This window comes from Microvirga sp. (genome assembly GCF_014699075.1).
Classification (GTDB): Bacteria; Pseudomonadota; Alphaproteobacteria; order Rhizobiales; family Beijerinckiaceae; genus Microvirga.
Map to the genome: position 1 here is coordinate 259206 of NZ_JACXAB010000005.1, position 17680 is coordinate 276885.

Consider the following 17680-nt stretch of genomic DNA (forward strand, 5'->3'; position numbering starts at 1 on the left):
CTCCGATAAGAAGTTCTCCCATGCCCGATCTCCTCCTCGAACTCTTTTCCGAAGAAATCCCGGCCCGCATGCAGCGCCGTGCGGCGGAGGATCTGAAGAAGCTCGTCACCGATGCGCTCGTGGAGCGCGGCTTTCTTTATGAGGGCGCCAAGGCCTTCGCGACGCCTCGGCGACTGGCGCTGCATGTGGCGGGACTGCCCGTGAAGGGACAGGACGTGCGCGAGGAGCGCAAAGGTCCGCGCGTCGGCTCGCCTGAGGCTGCGATCCAGGGCTTCCTGAAAGGCGCGGGGCTTTCGTCAATCGAGCAGGCCAAGATCGAGAGCGATCCGAAGAAGGGCGAGTTCTACGTCGCCGTCATCGAGAAGCCCGGCCGCTCGACGCCGGACGTGCTGGCCGAGATCCTGCCCGGCATCGTCAAGAATTTCCCCTGGCCGAAATCCATGCGCTGGGGCGCGGCCTCCCGTGAGCCCGGCTCGCTCCGCTGGGTGCGTCCGCTCCATTCCATCGTCTGCACCTTCGGCCCCGAGACCGAGGACCCGGAGGTGGTGCGCTTCGATGTGGACGGCATCGGCTCGGGCGACGTCACGAAGGGCCACCGCTTCCTCGCTCCGGATGAGATCCGCGTGAAGCGTTTTGATGATTACGCGCCGGCCCTGGAGCGCGCCAAGGTCGTGATCGACACCGACCGGCGCAAGGACATGATCCTGCACGACGCCAAGGACCTCGCCTTTGCTCAGGGCCTCGAACTCGTTGAGGACGAAGGCCTGCTCGAAGAGGTCGCCGGTCTCGTGGAATGGCCCGTGGTGCTCATGGGCTCCTTCGATGAGGCGTTTCTCGACATCCCCCCGGAGGTGATCCGCACCACGATCCGGGCGAACCAGAAATGCTTCGTGTTGCGCGATCCGAACACCGGCAAGCTCGCCAACAAGTTCCTGCTCACCTCGAACCTCATCGCCAGCGATGGCGGCAAGACGATTGTCGGCGGCAACGAGCGCGTGGTGCGCGCGCGTCTCTCCGATGCCAACTTCTTCTGGAAGACCGACCAGCAGGTGAAGCTGGAAGACCGGCTGGAGAAGCTGAAATCCATCGTGTTCCACGAGAAGCTCGGCACGCAATACGAGCGCCTGGAGCGCATCGCGGCGCTTGCCAAGGAACTCGCTCCCATCGTCGGCGCCGATCCTGAACTCGCGGAGCGCGCCGCGCGCCTCGCCAAGGCCGATCTCGTCACCGAGATGGTCGGTGAATTCCCCGAGTTGCAGGGCCTCATGGGCCGCTACTACGCGACGCTGCAGGGCGAGCATGCGTCTGTCGCAGCCGCCATTGAGGAACACTACAAGCCCCTCGGCCCCTCCGACCGCGTGCCGACCGATCCGGTGTCGGTTGCCGTGGCGCTCGCTGACAAGATCGACACGCTGGTCGGCTTCTGGGCCATCGATGAAAAGCCCACGGGATCAAAGGATCCTTACGCGCTGCGCCGTGCGGCGTTGGGTGTGATCAGGCTTTTGCTTGAGAATAAGAAGAACCTGCAATTGCGCAGTGTTATCTACGACGCTCTGCAAAAGCTCGAAGCTATCTTCGTTGTTGACCCAAAATCTCTAGAAGCTGCCCAGGCGAAGCTCTCTGAGATTGATGATCCGGCCGAAAAGCCTGATCTCTCGTATTTCAAAACTCAGGACCTGCTGGAATTCTTCGCAGATAGGTTGAAAGTTGCCCTGCGTGATCAAGGGGCGCGGCACGATCTAATTGATGCTGTACTTTCTCTCAGCGGTTCATCAGACCTGCTCATGATCGTCCGACGCGTCGAAGCCCTCGGCCGCTTCCTCGACACCGAGGACGGCAAGAACCTGCTCGCCGGGTATCGCCGCGCGGCCAACATCCTGCGCATCGAGGAGAAGAAGGACGGGCGGGCCTATGACGAGGCGCCCGATCTTCAGATCGTGGGCGACCAAGGGCAGATCGAGGAGAAGGCGCTGGCCGTGGTTCTCGACGGCGCTAAGCGCGAGGCGGCCGCTGCCGTCGAGGCGGAGGATTTCGAGGGGGCGATGCGCGCCCTGTCCCGCCTGCGCCAGCCCGTGGACGCCTTCTTCGACAAGGTGACGGTGAATGCAGAGGATCCGGCACTTCGGGCCAACCGGCTGCGGCTCCTCAACAGCATCCGCGAGGCGACCCGCACGGTAGCCGACTTCTCCCGGATCGAGGGGTAGTCAGGACCCGCAAACCGTGAGGTTTGCGCCACGCGCATGGGGCAGCCCTCACAGGTTAATTCGGGTTAAGGTGTGGCCTGGGGGGCACAGCCAATCGGCCCCCCAAGCTCTAGGTAGGCGGCAACCGATTCAATTTCAGAAGACCGATGATGATTCGACGCCTCCTGATCGCCGCTCTCCTGAGCGTGCCCCTGGCTGCCTGCCAGACCGCCCAGCAGCCCGTTGCCACGGTGGACGACGACAACTGGTATGTGGGCTCGATCCCGGATCAACCGCACAACATCCCGCTGGTCGACCGCCGCAAGATGGATGCCAAGTACGCCCGCCAGACGGTGGAGTATAAGGGCCCCGAAAAGCCGGGCTCCATCGTGGTCGATATCGACGAGCGCATGCTCTATCTCGTCCAGCCCGAGGGCAAGGCGATCCGCTACGGCGTCGGCGTCGGCAAGCAGGGCTTCTCCTGGCGCGGCGTGGCCTCGGTCGGCCGCAAGGGCGTGTGGCCTGCCTGGTCGCCCACCAAGACCATGGTCGGCATCAAGCCGGATCTGCCCCGCCACATGGAGGCTGGCCTCGACAACCCGCTCGGCGCCCGCGCCCTCTACCTGCACCAGAACGGCGCCGACACGCTCTTCCGCATCCACGGCACCAACGAGCCCTGGAGCATCGGCGAGCAGGTCTCCTCGGGCTGCGTGCGCATGCTCAACGAGGACGTGGCCGACCTCTACGAGCGCGTCCCCGTGGGCACCACGGTCTTCGTGAAGCGCAACGGGCGGTACCGGGTTTGACCCGTTTCCTCTGCTGAGAATTTTAATGGCCGGGCCTGTCCCGGCCATTTTTATTTGTTCTCTTCGTCATGGCCGGGACAAGTCCGGGGATAACGGCGGAGGGGCAGGTATTCCTTTGCTCCAGAGCTCTGCCAGAAAAATCCGGAACCGTGGCTGTTCAGCTTGCGTTTGGGCTCCACATGTTTCAAGCCAACACCTGCGCGGCAGCAGGGCGTTTCTTAAGCCAAGGGATCGAGTGATGACGCAGTGGGTCTATACCTTCGGGGACGGTAAGGCCGAGGGCCAAGCGGGGATGAAGAACCTGCTGGGCGGCAAGGGCGCCAATCTGGCCGAGATGTCCAATCTGGGCCTGCCGGTGCCGCCGGGCTTCACCATCACGACGGAAGTCTGCACCTATTATTACGACCATGACCGCGCCTATCCGCAGGAGCTGAAAGCTCAGGTCGAGAAGGCTCTGGACTACGTCGGCAAGCTGACCGGCCGCACCTTCGGCGATGCCGAGAACCCGCTTCTGGTCTCCGTCCGCTCCGGCGCCCGGGCCTCCATGCCTGGCATGATGGACACGGTGCTCAATCTCGGCCTCAACGATGTCACCGTCGAGGCGTTGGCCAAGGGCGCGGGCGACGAGCGCTTCGCCTACGATTCTTATCGCCGCTTCATCACCATGTATTCCAACGTGGTGCTGGACATCGAGCACCACCATTTCGAGGAGATCCTCGACGAGTTCAAGGACCGCAAGGGCTACTCGCTCGACACGGACATGACCGCCCAGAACTGGAAGGCCGTTCTCCCGCGCTACAAGGCGCTGGTCGAAAAGGAGCTCGGAAAGCCCTTCCCGCAGGAGCCGCAGGAGCAGCTCTGGGGCGCCATCGGGGCCGTGTTCGGCTCCTGGATGAACAACCGCGCCATCAAGTACCGCGAGCTGCACGCCATCCCGGCAAGCTGGGGCACGGCGGTGAACGTGCAGGCGATGGTCTTCGGCAATATGGGCGAGACCTCCGCCACCGGCGTGGCCTTCACCCGCAATCCCTCCACCGGCGAGAGCGAGCTCTATGGCGAGTTCCTCATCAACGCTCAAGGAGAAGACGTGGTGGCGGGCATCCGCACCCCGCAGGACATCACCGAAAAGGCACGTATCGCGTCTGGGTCGGACAAGCCCTCGATGGAACGGGCGATGCCGGACGCCTATAACGAGCTGGTGCGCATCTACGGCATCCTGGAGAAGCACTACCGTGACATGCAGGACATGGAATTCACGGTGGAGACCGGCAAGCTCTGGATGCTCCAGACCCGCAACGGCAAGCGCACGGCAAAAGCCGCGCTCCGCATCGCCGTGGAGCTGGCGTCCGAGGGCCTGATCACCCAGGAAGAGGCCGTCACCCGCGTGGAGCCGGCGGCCCTCGACCAGCTCCTGCATCCAACCATCGACCCGAAGGCCGAGCGCAAGATTCTCGCCACCGGCCTGCCGGCTTCGCCGGGCGCCGCCTCGGGCGCGATCGTGTTCAATTCGGACGACGCGGAAGCCGCAAAGAAGGCAGGCCACAAGGTCATCCTCGTGCGCGTCGAGACCTCGCCGGAAGACATCCACGGCATGCATGCGGCGGAAGGCATTCTCACCACCCGCGGCGGCATGACCTCGCACGCGGCGGTGGTCGCCCGCGGCATGGGCAAGCCCTGCGTATCGGGCGCGGGCCAGATCCGCGTGGATTATGCTACCCAGACGCTCACGGTGGCGGGGCAGAGCCTGAAGAAGGGCGAGATCATCACCATCGACGGCTCCAACGGCCAGGTGCTGCTGGGCCAGGTGAAGATGCTGCAGCCGGAGCTGTCGGGCGAGTTCGCGACCCTGATGGGCTGGGCCGACAAGGTGCGCCGCATGAAGGTACGGGCCAATGCGGAAACGCCGCTCGATGCCAAGACCGCGCGCTCGTTCGGCGCGGAAGGCATTGGTCTCTGCCGCACGGAGCACATGTTCTTCGAGGGCGACCGCATCGTGGCCGTGCGCGAGATGATCCTCTCCGACGACGAGGCGGGCCGTCGCGCCGCTTTGTCCAAGCTGCTGCCCATGCAGCGCAAGGACTTTGCCGAACTGTTCTCGATCATGAGTGGGCTGCCCGTCACGATCCGCCTGCTCGATCCGCCGCTGCACGAGTTCCTGCCGCACTCGGAAGAGGAGATGCAGGAGGTGGCGAAGGCCATGAATGCCTCCGTCGACAAGCTCAGGCACCGGGCGCGCGAACTGCACGAGTTCAACCCGATGCTCGGCTTCCGCGGTTGCCGTCTGGCGGTGGCCTATCCTGAGATTGCCGAGATGCAGGCGCGCGCCATCTTCGAGGCGGCGGTGGAAGCGGGCAAGACCACCGGTCAGCCCGTGGTGCCCGAGATCATGGTGCCGCTCGTGATGACGAAGCCGGAGCTCGATCTGGTGAAGGAGCGCATCGTCGCCATGGCGGAGGCCGTGAAGGCGGAGAGCGGCGTCACCATCGAGTATCAGGTCGGCACGATGATCGAGCTGCCGCGCGCAGCCCTGCTGGCCGGCGAGATTGCGGAATCGGCGGAGTTCTTCTCCTTCGGCACCAATGACCTCACGCAGACCACGCTCGGCATCTCGCGCGACGATGCGGCCTCTTTCCTTGGCCCCTACACGCAAAAGGGTCTGCTGCCTGCCGATCCGTTCGTGACCATCGACCAAGAGGGTGTCGGCGAACTGGTGAAGATCGCGGTTGAGCGCGGAAAGAAGACGCGGGCCAACATCAAGCTCGGGATCTGCGGCGAGCATGGTGGCGATCCTGCGTCGATTCATTTCTGCGAGGCGACCGGACTCGACTACGTATCCTGCTCGCCCTACCGCGTGCCGATCGCGCGCCTTGCGGCCGCGCAGGCGGCGCTCGGGGCTAAAGCCGCGAGCCAGGCGTGATGCCGATGTCACTGTCGCGCGGGCGCCTGCTCTACATCGCCGCGGTGCTGGTCTCCGGCATCGTGATCGGCCTCATCGTAGCGCCACGTCCGCATCTGCAGGAACTGGCCGTGCCGCCGGCCGCCTGGCCCTTCGCCGTATCGCTGGTGCTCGATCTCATCATCGGCCAGATGGCCGCGCAGGGCAAGGCGGAGCCGCTCACCATGGGCGACCGCTTCGTGGCCGTGCTCGGCGCAGGCCTCATCGTGACCGCCATGGTGGCGATGGCACAATAACAACCAAGGGGGGAAGGATGGCGCTTCACAAGGGCTCGTGCCATTGCGGCAAGGTCGCGTACGAGGTCGAGACGAATCTCGCGCAGGTGATCGCGTGCAACTGCTCCATCTGCCAACGCAACGGCTATCTCCTGACTTTCGTGCCGCGCGGAGCCTTGAATGTGATCCGCGGCGAGGAGAATCTCTCCACCTACACGTTCAACACGCATACGATCCAGCACCGCTTCTGCTCCACCTGCGGCACGTCGACCTTCGGCGAGGGCAAGCAGCCCACCGGCGAGGCGATGGCTGCGATCAATGTGCGTTGCCTGGAGACGGTGGATTTGTCGGACATCAAGCCGGTCCCGTTCAACGGACGGGAGGCGAGGGGCTGACCTGTATCGTCATCCGGGGGCTGCGGAGCAGAACCCGGGATCGCTGGACGAGACTAGCGCTGTTCTTCACCTCTCTCTGAGGGAGAGGTCGCGCCTTCAGGCGCGGGTGAGGGGTTAGTGTCTTCTGTGGATAGACCTATAACCCCTCACCCCAGCCCTCTCCCTCAGGGAGAGGGAGACCAGCGCCTCATTCTGAAAACGATCCCGGATCGGCTTGTGCCGTCCGGGATGACGAGCCGTTGCTCGATGCTTCACGCAATGGCTTCCTGCGAACGCCGCAGGCCGACATACTGGAACTCCGCATACATCAGCACCACGAGCGCCTGCGCGATCACGAAGGCATAGCCCGCGCTTGTCGGCGTAACCCAGCCGCTCATCAGAAGCAGAACGCTATCGGTCACCCAGAGCGCATTGCCCAGCACAACCGCCCAGGCGATGGGCTTGCTGATCGTCTCGCGCACCCCGAGCCAGCCGATGAAGCCGGCATAGGGCAGGAGGACAAGGCCTGCGATGCGCAGGAGCATTTCCGGCAGCCCGAGAACGCCGCTCAACGGTCCGGCGCCGATCAGCATCAGGAGGCCGAAGGCGGCGCTGGTGGCGGCATCGGCCACGAGGGCCTGGCGAAGAAGCGGGGAGGAGTGGATGTTCATCATGGCTGTCTCCTGTGGTTCGTCGGCTGAAGGCCTCAACCGTGGGTGCAGGATTGCGGAAGCCGGGAACGCGGTCGATTACCTCCGAGGTCATGGAACATGCCTTCGTCCCACGCTAAGGTCCGCTCATGAGAACCGCGAGCCAACCCGTGAACAGCCCCCCGCCTGTGGGCGATTATCTTCGTGAATGGCGCCAGCGCCGGCGCATGAGCCAGATGGATCTCGCCCTTGAGGCCGAGATCTCCACGCGGCACCTGAGCTTCCTCGAGACGGGCCGCTCGCAGCCGAGCCGCGAGATGGTGCTGCTTCTGGCCGAGAAACTCGACATGCCCTTGCGAGAGCGCAACATCATGCTGGTCTCGGCGGGCTTTGCGCCGGTCTATTCGGAACGCACTCTCGACGATCCGGCGCTTCAAAGCATGCGTCAGGCGGTCGATCTCGTGTTGAAGGGACACGATCCCTATCCGGCGCTCGCCGTCGACCGCCACTGGTCGCTGGTCTCGGCCAACGATGCGCTCGTGTCGCTCATGGGCGACGTCGACCCGGCCCTGATGAAGCCGCCGGTGAATGTGCTGCGCCTGAGCGTTCATCCGGCGGGGCTCGCGCGCCGCATCGTGAACTTCACCGAGTGGCGCAACCATCTCGTCCACCGCCTGCACCGGCAGGTGGATGCAACCGGCGACGCAATGCTCGCGGCTCTGATCAAGGAATTACTCTCCTACCCAACCCCTGATGCGGCGGCACGCGCCTCTAGGACGAGTCACGACTATGCGGGCATCGTCGTGCCCCTGCAGCTCACGACGGAGGAGGGCGTGCTGACCCTCTTCAGCACCACCACGATCTTCGGCACGCCGGTGGACGTGACCCTGTCGGAACTCGCCATCGAGGCCTTCTTCCCCGCCGATGCGGAGACCGCGACCGCCTTGCGGCATCTGGCCGACAAGCGTCAGGCTGCCGCAGCCGCTGCCCGATAGAGCAAACCCGCCTTAACCACCCATCAACCTTAACCCGCGATAACTTTAATCCATCGGAGCCCTCCTGCTGGATGCTTCGGATGTTCACGAGTTTTTTGCAGGGTGTTGTGCGTGCGTCTTCCGTATCGTCGATCTCGGGTGAAATGGATCTGCGCCACCACGGCTCCCTGGGCGCTGGCCACGGGTTTGCTGATCTCGTTCACGGCATCGGCCAGCAACGACCTCCATTCCGGCGTGAGCTTTGCCCCGCGCAGCGCCACCGCGCGCCTCGTCGATATCGCTCTTGTGCCGCCGACCGGGACCTCGATCGCCGGGGGCAGGCTCGGGGTCGAGCGCGACATCCTCCGCACCCTGCCGCGCTACGACCTCCCGGATGAGATGGCCGATTCCGAGCCCCTCAAGGCCGAGCGCAAGGCCGATGCGGGTGCCGACGCGGTCATCGACCGTTCCGCGAAGGGCAACCCGCTGGTCGCACCGCATGCGACCCTGTCCCGCCGCGCCAAGCAGCTGCGCCCGGTTCTCAATCAGGCCGGCAGCGCCCGCCTGCTCTACAGCCGGGACGAGAACCTCCTGCCGCCCACCGTTCTCATGGAAGGGCAGCTTGAGGAATTTGACATGGAGCAGGCCTTCGAGCCCTGGCAGGCGCCGGAATACACCACGACCCAGCAGGCCACCTCGGTGCAGTCCCCGGCTGCCGCAGCGGCAGGTTCGACCGGAGCCTCGTCCAGCCCGACGACTCCTATGGTGAAGCGCGCCGTCACCCTGTCGTCGGCAACGCCTGCGCCCATGGACGCGACGCCGATGGAGATCGCCGCCGCCCCCGTGTCGCTGCAATCGCCGCGTCTCGACCGGGGCGAGGTGACCATCCTGCCGAAGAGCGACGATCCCGACCGCCCGCGCTATGTCGACCTGATCGATCCGGACAATATGAACAAGGAGCAGCGCTGCCTCGCCGAGGCCGTCTATTTCGAAGCGCGCAGCGAGCCCGTGGAGGGGCAGGCGGCGGTCGCCCAGGTGATCCTGAACCGCGTGAAGAGCGGGCTCTATCCCTCGTCCATCTGCGGCGTGGTCTACCAGAACCGCCACCGCCATCTCGCCTGCCAGTTCACCTTCGCCTGTGAGGGCAAGTCCCTGCGCATCCGCGACACCGAATCCTGGGAACGGGCGACCCGCGTGGCGAGCGCCGTGCTCGAGGGCAGGACCTATCTGGCCGATGTTGGCGGCGCCACCCACTACCATGCGAACTACGTCCGGCCCTCCTGGTCGCGCCGCCTGAAGAAGATGGACGTGATCGGACGCCACATCTTCTACAAGCTCAAGCCGGGGCAGACTTAAAGAAAACCTCTCGCCTGTGCGATCTGTCACAGAGAGAGCCGACACGTTATACTAGATTGCCTCATAGGCGATCTCTTATGAGGGTGTCATGGCGGTCATTCGCAACAACGTCCAAGGCTCTGGCTATGGGAACATCTACACGGACTCCCTGATCTGGGGCGGGGCGGCCTGGGATGTGTCGAGCAGTTCGATCAAGGTCTGGTTCGGCCAGGCTGAGGATTACTTTAGCGCCCACGCCGTTCATGGTGACAGCCCCATCGTGGATGAGAACAGCAGCAGGGCCGGGACTTCTTCGCGTTCGACACCCGGCCTCATAAAGCGTCCAACAGGGATCAGATTGCCGACTACAGCGTCTCCTCGGACACGATCTTGCTCGACAATCAGGCCTTCACCAAGCTCGGGCGCGGCTCGTTTTTCAATCCGGTGAAGCTGAAGCAGGATATGTTCGTCACGGGATCCAGGGCGAAAGATCGGGAGGACCGGATCATCTATGACAGCAAGAAGGGTGTGCTCTCCTACGATGCGGACGGCACGGGCTCGAAATACAAGCCCGTCGAGTTCGCTACCCTGAAGAAGGGTCTCAAGATGACCTATCACGAGTTTTGCGAGATCTAGAACTGTCTTGGCAGCCATTACGCCGACATGAAAAGCGATGTGGCGGGCGAAAGCAGCACCCGGAAGGGAAGCTCCCAGCAATTGCTTACGCTTATAGCAGATCCCTCTAATGCCAGCACAGGGATCAGCATGCTCACTACTTGCGGCGCTTAGGAGATGTGCGCTTTTGCACATCTTGCCTGTAACGTAATTCCGTATAGAAAATGCAGTGCATCAATGAGGTGAATCGACTATGGTAGGCTTTCGCACAATCTCGGGCTCTGGTTATTGCAGCGCCTACATTGATGCGCTGGTTGCGGGCGGCGCGGTTTGGGACATGAGCACCGGGCCGATCACGTTCGACTTTGGCCTTCGCTACGATCGTCTAGGAGCGATTCAGGAGCACGGCGGCAGAGTTTCGAAGCTCAAGTTTGATGGGAAAGAATACCTTCCTTCTACCAGCGTAAATGGCGTTGAGGGAGCCGAATTCATCGTCGGCGATTATCGCGACATAGACGCGGTGCCTGTTTTGAACGCGCTGGCGAGTGCTTCCGCGGTGGCGCAAATCAGCTTCGACGTTGATCCTGTGTTCGGTGACACCAAACGGGACGCCAGCACAGCGGATATGGTCGTCTGGAAGACTCATCTGGACTACTGGGGAACTAGCGGGGTCTGGTCGGATGCCGACACCCCTCAGGAGAGCTTCGAGGCCGGACAATCCCAGTCGTGGCTCTACCAGAGCGTTTACTTTGGGGACGCATGGGACCGTTCGCATCCCGGTGGCATGGGCTACACGATGCTCCTGAACATGGTCGGGAAGGCGCTGGGCCTGCGGCAAGCTCATGCCGAGTTCCCCGGTATTTCTTATGAAAACGATCCCGGCCCCTTAGGCCTCAACCAAGTGCCCTTCACCGTCATGACAGGCAACTGGAGTTTTCTGAACTCCGGGCATCCGAACGGCAAGTGGGGCTCCATGAAGAGCTTCGGCGCGTTCGACATCGCTGCCCTCCAGGCGATCTACGGCGCCAACATGACGACGGCTACGGGCAACAACGTTTACGAGTTGCCCACGTACAATGACTGGGATGAAGAGTGGGGCGTCGGCAGGGCCACGGGTTGGACCTGCATCTGGGATGCGGGAGGCAAGGATACGATCACCGCTCGGAGCGCGCTCAGGAGCGTGGTCATCGACTTGCGGGCCGCCACCCTGGAGAATGGCGATCCGAATGCTGGCGGCTTCATCTCGAAGCATATCAATGTCGCCGGCGGCTTCACGATCGCTAAGGGAGCGGTCATCGAGGATGCGGTCGGCGGTTCCGGCAGCGACTATCTGATTGGAAACAGCTCCGTCAACAAGCTCACCGGCGGGTCGGGCAGGGACTTTTTCGTCTTCACGACGACCCCGAACAAAAGAACGAACAAGGACACCATCACCGATTTCAAGGTGAGAGACGACACGATCTGGCTGGAGAACAGCATCTTCAGGAAGCTCGGAAGCAAGGGCACGGAGGAAAACCCCGCCAAGCTCAAAGCAGCCTTCTTCAAGATCGGCGACAAGGCCACCGACAAAAACGATTACATCATCTACAACAAGAATACGGGCGTGCTGTCCTACGATGCCGACGGATCGGGCAAGGGCAGGGCCGTCGAGTTCGCCGTGATCAAGAAGAACCTGGCGCTCAAATACGACGACTTCGCCGTCATCTGATCAGGTATCGGCTTCAGTCAAGGAGGGCGGCATCTGGACGATGCCGCTCTTTTCTTTGGGCGATCCATCACAAAGTCACATACCAAAGGCGACAAACTTTCAATTCTGCTGATGCGCGACTTGGTCTAGGGTGCCCTTCCAGTTTTGCGCCCTGAGGCCGTGACCATGTCTGCATCGCCCGCCCGCTCCCGCGTCTCCCCGGAAATCGTCGTCGTCTGCGGCTGCCTTATCGCCCTGATCACCTTCGGGCCCCGGGCCTCCTCGGGGCTGTTCCAGCTTCCGATGATCACGGAATACGGCTGGGGCCGGGACACCTTCGGCTTTGCCATCGCGATCCAGAACCTTCTCTGGGGCGTGGGGCAGCCTTTCGCCGGTGCTGTGGCGGACCGGTTCGGAGCCTTCCGCGTGCTCTGCGTGGGCGCTCTTCTTTATGCCCTCGGCCTCGTGGTCATGGCCTATGCCACCACGCCCGGCGTCCTGCATATTGGCGCCGGCGTGCTCATCGGCTTCGGCCTCTCCGGCTGCTCGTTCAACCTGGTGCTCGGCGCCTTCGGCAAGATTCTGCCGGAGAAGTGGCGGCCCATGGCCTTCGGCGCCGGCACCGCGGCGGGCTCCTTCGGCCAGTTCTTGTTCCCGCCCATCGGCAACGTGCTGATCGACTCCTTCGGCTGGCAGCAGGCGCTGCTGGTCTTCGCCGCCAGCGTGCTCATCGTCATGCCCCTGGCGCTGGCGCTTGCGACCCGGCCCACGGGCGATACAGCGCAGTCCGGGCCGGCTGCGGCCCCGAACCAGTCGATCGCCCAGGCCCTGTCGGAGGCCTTCAAGCATCGCTCCTATGTGCTGCTGGTGCTCGGCTTCTTCACCTGCGGCTTCCAGCTCGCCTTCATCACCGTGCACCTGCCGGCTTACCTGAAGGATGCCGGCCTCTCGGCGGCGGTCGGCGGCTGGACCCTCGCGGTCATCGGCCTCGCCAATGCGGTCGGCTCGCTGGGTTCGGGCTGGCTCTCAACGCGCATGTCGAAGCGCTGGCTGCTGGCCTGGATCTATCTCGGCCGCTCCGTGGCGATTGCCGCCTTCATCCTGGTCCCTGCCACGCCGGTCACGTCGATCCTGTTCGGCATCTCCATCGGGTTGCTCTGGCTCTCCACCGTGCCGCCCACGTCATCCCTGGTGATGCTGATGTTCGGCACCCGCTACATGGCCATGCTCTACGGCTTCGCGTTCTTCTCGCACCAGGTCGGCGGCTTCCTCGGCGTGTGGCTCGGCGGTCTGCTCTACGAGATCAACGGCAACTACAGCATGGTCTGGTGGCTTTCCGTGCTGCTCGGGTTGGCTTCGGCCCTGATCAACCTGCCGATCAAGGAGCAGCCGGTGGACCGCGCACCGGCGCTGCAGCCGGCGGAGTAGGATCGCCTCCCTGCTAAGGGATGAAGCCTTCGCGCTTGCCCTCATCCTCCGCCGCGCCACAAATGGGTGCGGGGAGGAATCGGCATGAGCGCATTCAAAGCTATGGTCATCGACAAAACTGACGCGGGTCAGAATGTCGGGATCCGCGCGTTCGATGAGGCGGATCTCATGGACGGCGATGTCACCGTCCGCGTGTCGCACTCGACGCTGAACTACAAGGACGGGCTCGCGCTCACCGGCAAGGCGCCGGTGGTGCGGCGTTTCCCGATGATCCCCGGCGTCGATCTCGCCGGCATTGTGGAAGCCTCCTCGAATCCCGAATTCAGGCCCGGCGACACGGTTGTCCTCAACGGTTGGGGATTGGGCGAGACGCATCTCGGCGCCTATGCCGAGAAGGTGCGTGTGAAGGGCGACTGGCTGATCCTGCTCCCTGAGGGACTCACGCCCCAACAGGCCATGGCCGTCGGCACGGCCGGCTATACGGCGATGCTCTGCCTGATGGCGCTTGAGCGGCACGGCCTGCGTCCGGAGCGCGGCCCGGCCATCGTTACGGGCGCCGTCGGCGGCGTGGGCTCGGTGGCGGTGGCGCTGCTGGCACGAGCCGGCTGGCACGTGATCGCCTCGACGGGGCGACCCGAGGAGGCGGATTACCTCAAGGGCCTGGGTGCCGCCGAGATCCTCGACCGCAGCGAACTCGCCGGACCCGGAAAGCCGCTCGCCAAGGAACGCTGGGCCGCGGGTGTCGACACGGTGGGTTCCACGACGCTCGCCAATGCACTGTCGATGACGAAGTACGGCGGCGCCGTCGCGGCCTGCGGCCTTGCCGGCGGCATGGATCTGCCCAGCACCGTGGCGCCCTTCATCCTGCGCAACGTGTCCCTGCTCGGCGTCGATTCGGTGATGGCGCCCAAGGCGCTGCGGCTCGAGGCCTGGAACCGGATCGCCCGCGAGCTCGATCACGACAAGCTCGCCGCCATGACGTCGACCATCCCGCTCGATGGGGTGATGGAGGCGGGGAGGCAGATTGTGGAGGGCAAGATCAAGGGGCGCGTGGTGGTGGAGATTAACTAACGCTGATCCTTCGTTTTGCAGAACTTCCCTTGCACGAGGCAGCGCACGTCCGTGACAGTGGACCCTTTGCCCAGCTTAGGGATAGGCCACATACATGCCTTCACGGTGTCGCTCAGAAAGCAGGTCAATCCATTGGACTTGAGTTTTCCTAGATCGGAGCGGGTCCATTTCGTCCCGGTCGGACCCCAATGGAGATACGCTTCGTTGTGCGCAGTGTAATTCATCTGCACGTAGTAGTTCTCATCCTCCAGCTGCAGTGATCCCAGCGTTTCCGCTCCGACGGAGCGGAACCTCTTCATCGTGCATTCGCCGTTAATATAGCGCTCGCCATCGACTTCAAGGAGGCAGATGACCCGAAGGTGCTTGGGCGGCTCGTGCATCACGGACCCGGCGAGAGCCGTGACTGTGCCAAAGCCAGCAAATGGGAGAAGAGCTAAAATGGTTGTCCGCAGAAGACTTGCCATCGTCATGAGATAACATGATCTGCCGCTAGGTGCTACTTACTCCGCCGGAACCGCCACCGCAGCCTCCCTCGCGCCGCCCTCGATCCGCTTCTTCTGCTTTGTGATCTCAGCGGCCATGAAGTCCATGAAAGCCCGCACGCGGGCGGACTGGCGCAGGTCCGGGTGGGTGAGAAGCCACAGGCCTGCGGCGAAATCGGCATTGATGTCCGACAGCCGCACGAGATTGGGGCTCGCATCGGCGATGAAGCAGGGCAGGGGACCGATGCCGGTTCCGGCCTCCACGGCTTCGGAGAGACCGAGCACCGTGTTGACCTTGTAGACGATGTTGTCCGGCGACACGTGTTCGCGCACGAAGCGGGCGACCTTCAGGGTCGCCAGATTGTCACCCAGAGCAACCCAATGCCGGTCGAAGAGATCGGCCAACGCGACGTCGTCCGGTCCCCGCACATCGGGAAAATCCGCCTTCCGGCCATAGATCGCCCAGGCGATGGTGGCCACGCGCCGTCCGACCAGGGTCTCGGGCGGGTCGTCGGTGGCGCGGATCGCCACGTCGGCATCGCGCTTCGAGAGGTTGAGCGCCTGATTGGCGAGAACCACATCGAGCCGCATCTCCGGGCAGGCCTTGATGAAGCGGGCGAAGATCGGCGTGAGCAGGTGGACAAGCAGCGTGTCGTTGGTGGTGACCCGCAGTTCACCGGCGGGCGCCACGGCCTGGCCTGCGAGCTTGCGGGTGAACGCCGTGACGTTCTCCTCCATCTGCTCGGCGAGCGCCGTCATCTCCTCGCCGGCCGTGGTGAGCACGTAGCCGGTCCGGTGCCGCTCGAAGAGCTTGACCCCGAGGTTCTCCTCCATCTGGCCGAGGCGCCGGAAAACTGTGGAATGGTTGACGCCTAACTTCTCGGCCGCGCCGGCAAGCCCATTGGCTTCGGCGATGATCTTCACGAGCCGGAAGTCGTCCCATTCGAGATGCTGCTGCTTGGACATCGTTTGCATTCGCGCAAGAGGGGCCCTGCATCTCTAGCACTGGTTTTGCAGAGGAGAAAGATTATCCTCTTGGATGTCCAACACCCGCAGGGCAGTGCATCCCGGCTTCTCGTGACGAGTGGCTCGGCAATGGCTGGCTTGCGCCTCAATCAACTAATTGGAGTTCACATGGCCAAGGTTCTGGTTCTGTATTATTCGTCCTGGGGGCACATCGAGCAGATGGCCTATGCGGCCGCTGAGGGCGCTCGCGAGGCCGGTGCCGAAGTCGTGGTGAAGCGCGTGCCGGAGCTCGTGCCGGCCGAGATCGCTCAGGCCGCTCACTACAAGACCGATCAGAAGGCTCCCATCGCCACCGTCGAGGAACTGCCGGAATACGACGCCATCATCTTCGGCACGCCGACTCGCTACGGCACCATGACGGCCCAGATGAAGAACTTCCTCGACCAGACCGGCGGTCTCTGGGCGCAGGGCAAGCTCATCGGCAAAGTCGGCTCGGTGTTCACCTCCGCCGCCACCCAGCACGGCGGCCAGGAGGCCACCATCCTCACCACGCTGCCGGTGCTCCTGCATCACGGCATGGTGGTTGTGGGCCTTCCCTATTCGTTCCAGGGCCAGATGGGCGTCGACCAGATCCGCGGCGGCTCGCCTTACGGTGCCTCCACGACCGCCGGCGGCGACGGTTCACGCCAGCCGACCGAGGTCGATCTCGACGGCGCCCGCTTCCAGGGCAAGCACGTGGCGCAGATCGCCGCGAAGTTGGCGGCGAAGTAAGCGCCTCTTACGTCATGGCCGGGCTTGTCCCGGCCATCTCAATGCTGTGAGGCTCGACGGATCGAGATCACCGGCACAGGGCCGGTGATGACACGATGTGGTTCGATTATTCGGAGCAGTCACCGCTCCGCCGCGGCGCGCCTCAGGCGGTCGTTGATGGCCTCGCCAAGCCCCGTCTCGGGGATCGGGCTCACGGCAATGGTCGCGGCTCCCGAGGCGTCGAGCTGCCTGAGATAGGAAAACAGATGAGCGGCGGCCTCCACGAGGTCGCCGTTTTTGCTGAGGTTCAGGGTGATGCGCGCTGCATCCGCGCCCTTTGGAGCCTCAGGTCCGAACAGCAGGACGGCTTCATCCGCCCCGACGCTCGCCGCATTCAGGTGCACCCGTGCGCGGGGTGCATAATGGGAGGCGAGCATGCCGGGAGCCAGCGGGCTCTTGCCGCCTTCCGGTCCGGCTTCAAGCTTCATGCCGATCAGCGCCTCGATGGCCTCACGGGCAATGCCGCCTGGGCGCAGCAGGCGCGGCGCACCACCGAGGCAGGCCACGATGGTCGATTCCACGCCCACCTGGGACGATCCACCGTCGAGCACGGCATCGATGCGCCCATCGAGATCGCCCAGCACGTGATCCGCATCGGTGGGGCTCACGCGCCCCGAGCGATTGGCGGAAGGCGCGGCCACCGGGCGGCCGGTCTTCTGCAGCAGCGCATGGGCGAGGGGATGGGCCGGCACGCGCAGGCCCACGCTGTCGAGACCGGCGCGGGCGAGGTCGGAAATGGTGCAGGTGGGCGCCACCGGCACCACGAGGGTGAGCGGACCGGGCCAGAAGGCCTCCGCCAGGCGTCGGGCCGTCTCGTCGAACACGCCTTGGACACGGGCGGAGCCAAAGCTGTCCAGATGGGAGATCAGCGGGTTGAAGCTCGGGCGCTCCTTGGCGGCATAGATACCGGCAACGGCTTGCGCATCCGTGGCATCGGCCCCGAGGCCATAGACGGTCTCGGTCGGGAAAGCCACGAGGCCGCCGCCCCGCAGAACCTCCGCCGCGTGGGCAAGGCCGGCTTCATCGGACGTCAGACGCTCCGTTTGGCGCATTGACCCAAGATCGTTCACGTCTAAACTATCCCTTGCCCGTGGGGAAAATCCCTTGCCGGGCGGGTTTAACGGCGCG

16 protein-coding genes are annotated in these 17680 nt (G+C 64.0%); 12 read left to right on the forward strand and 4 right to left on the reverse strand.

Going from position 1 to position 17680, the window contains the following annotated elements; all coding sequences use genetic code 11:
* Window positions 1–20 precede the first annotated feature (20 nt).
* The 5 genes from glyS to IC232_RS10945 all read left to right on the forward strand — a co-directional run bounded on the left by glyS (window position 21) and on the right by IC232_RS10945 (window position 6555).
* Window positions 21–2204, forward strand: a complete 2184-nt coding sequence (glyS, locus tag IC232_RS10925) for a glycine--tRNA ligase subunit beta (RefSeq protein WP_190844946.1) — start codon at window positions 21–23, stop codon at window positions 2202–2204.
* A gap of 146 nt (window positions 2205–2350) precedes the next feature.
* The gene (locus IC232_RS10930; RefSeq protein WP_190844947.1) at window positions 2351–2989 is read left to right on the forward strand and encodes a L,D-transpeptidase; all 639 of its coding nucleotides are present in this window, start codon (window positions 2351–2353) and stop codon (window positions 2987–2989) included.
* Window positions 2990–3227: 238 nt separating this feature from the next.
* Complete coding sequence (gene ppdK / locus IC232_RS10935; protein WP_190844948.1) at window positions 3228–5906, forward strand: pyruvate, phosphate dikinase; 2679 nt, start codon at window positions 3228–3230, stop codon at window positions 5904–5906.
* A 5-nt stretch (window positions 5907–5911) separates the two neighbouring features.
* Complete coding sequence (locus IC232_RS10940; protein ID WP_190844949.1) at window positions 5912–6181, forward strand: hypothetical protein; 270 nt, start codon at window positions 5912–5914, stop codon at window positions 6179–6181.
* Between the two features lie 17 nt (window positions 6182–6198).
* Window positions 6199–6555 carry a GFA family protein gene (locus tag IC232_RS10945; RefSeq protein ID WP_190844950.1) on the forward strand — a complete coding sequence of 119 codons (357 nt, stop codon included), beginning with the start codon at window positions 6199–6201 and terminating at the stop codon, window positions 6553–6555.
* A 251-nt stretch (window positions 6556–6806) separates the two neighbouring features.
* Here IC232_RS10945 and IC232_RS10950 read toward each other — a convergent pair whose 3' ends face one another.
* Window positions 6807–7208 (reverse strand): hypothetical protein, encoded by a 402-nt coding sequence (locus tag IC232_RS10950; RefSeq protein ID WP_190844951.1) that lies wholly within the window; start codon window positions 7206–7208, stop codon window positions 6807–6809.
* A 203-nt stretch (window positions 7209–7411) separates the two neighbouring features.
* Between IC232_RS10950 and IC232_RS10955 the strand changes: the two genes are divergently transcribed.
* The 6 genes from IC232_RS10955 (at window position 7412) to IC232_RS10980 (ending at window position 14294) form a co-directional block, all read left to right on the forward strand.
* A complete protein-coding gene (locus tag IC232_RS10955) occupies window positions 7412–8179 on the forward strand; it encodes a helix-turn-helix domain-containing protein (RefSeq protein ID WP_246812160.1) in 768 nt (255 codons plus the stop codon).
* Between the two features lie 111 nt (window positions 8180–8290).
* Window positions 8291–9514 carry a cell wall hydrolase gene (locus IC232_RS10960; RefSeq protein WP_312895147.1) on the forward strand — a complete coding sequence of 408 codons (1224 nt, stop codon included), beginning with the start codon at window positions 8291–8293 and terminating at the stop codon, window positions 9512–9514.
* Between the two features lie 369 nt (window positions 9515–9883).
* Window positions 9884–10129: a hypothetical protein gene (locus tag IC232_RS10965; RefSeq protein ID WP_190844953.1), complete on the forward strand. Its 246-nt coding sequence runs from the start codon at window positions 9884–9886 to the stop codon at window positions 10127–10129.
* A gap of 232 nt (window positions 10130–10361) precedes the next feature.
* Complete coding sequence (locus IC232_RS10970) at window positions 10362–11816, forward strand: M10 family metallopeptidase C-terminal domain-containing protein (protein ID WP_190844954.1); 1455 nt, start codon at window positions 10362–10364, stop codon at window positions 11814–11816.
* Between the two features lie 165 nt (window positions 11817–11981).
* Window positions 11982–13223 carry an MFS transporter gene (locus IC232_RS10975; protein ID WP_190844955.1) on the forward strand — a complete coding sequence of 414 codons (1242 nt, stop codon included), beginning with the start codon at window positions 11982–11984 and terminating at the stop codon, window positions 13221–13223.
* A gap of 84 nt (window positions 13224–13307) precedes the next feature.
* Complete coding sequence (locus IC232_RS10980; protein WP_190844956.1) at window positions 13308–14294, forward strand: MDR family oxidoreductase; 987 nt, start codon at window positions 13308–13310, stop codon at window positions 14292–14294.
* On the opposite strand, the gene IC232_RS10985 is transcribed toward IC232_RS10980, so the two are convergent.
* Complete coding sequence (locus tag IC232_RS10985; protein ID WP_190844957.1) at window positions 14291–14764, reverse strand: hypothetical protein; 474 nt, start codon at window positions 14762–14764, stop codon at window positions 14291–14293. The two genes, IC232_RS10980 and IC232_RS10985, sit on opposite strands and share 4 nt — an antisense overlap.
* 30 nt (window positions 14765–14794) lie before the next feature.
* Window positions 14795–15742, reverse strand: a complete 948-nt coding sequence (locus IC232_RS10990; protein ID WP_190844958.1) for a LysR family transcriptional regulator — start codon at window positions 15740–15742, stop codon at window positions 14795–14797.
* Between the two features lie 168 nt (window positions 15743–15910).
* On the opposite strand from IC232_RS10990, the gene wrbA reads away from it, so the two are divergent.
* Window positions 15911–16513: an NAD(P)H:quinone oxidoreductase gene (gene wrbA, locus IC232_RS10995; RefSeq protein WP_190844959.1), complete on the forward strand. Its 603-nt coding sequence runs from the start codon at window positions 15911–15913 to the stop codon at window positions 16511–16513.
* Between the two features lie 119 nt (window positions 16514–16632).
* On the opposite strand, the gene IC232_RS11000 is transcribed toward wrbA, so the two are convergent.
* Window positions 16633–17622, reverse strand: a complete 990-nt coding sequence (locus IC232_RS11000) for an L-threonylcarbamoyladenylate synthase (RefSeq protein ID WP_409564910.1) — start codon at window positions 17620–17622, stop codon at window positions 16633–16635.
* Window positions 17623–17680 lie beyond the last annotated feature (58 nt).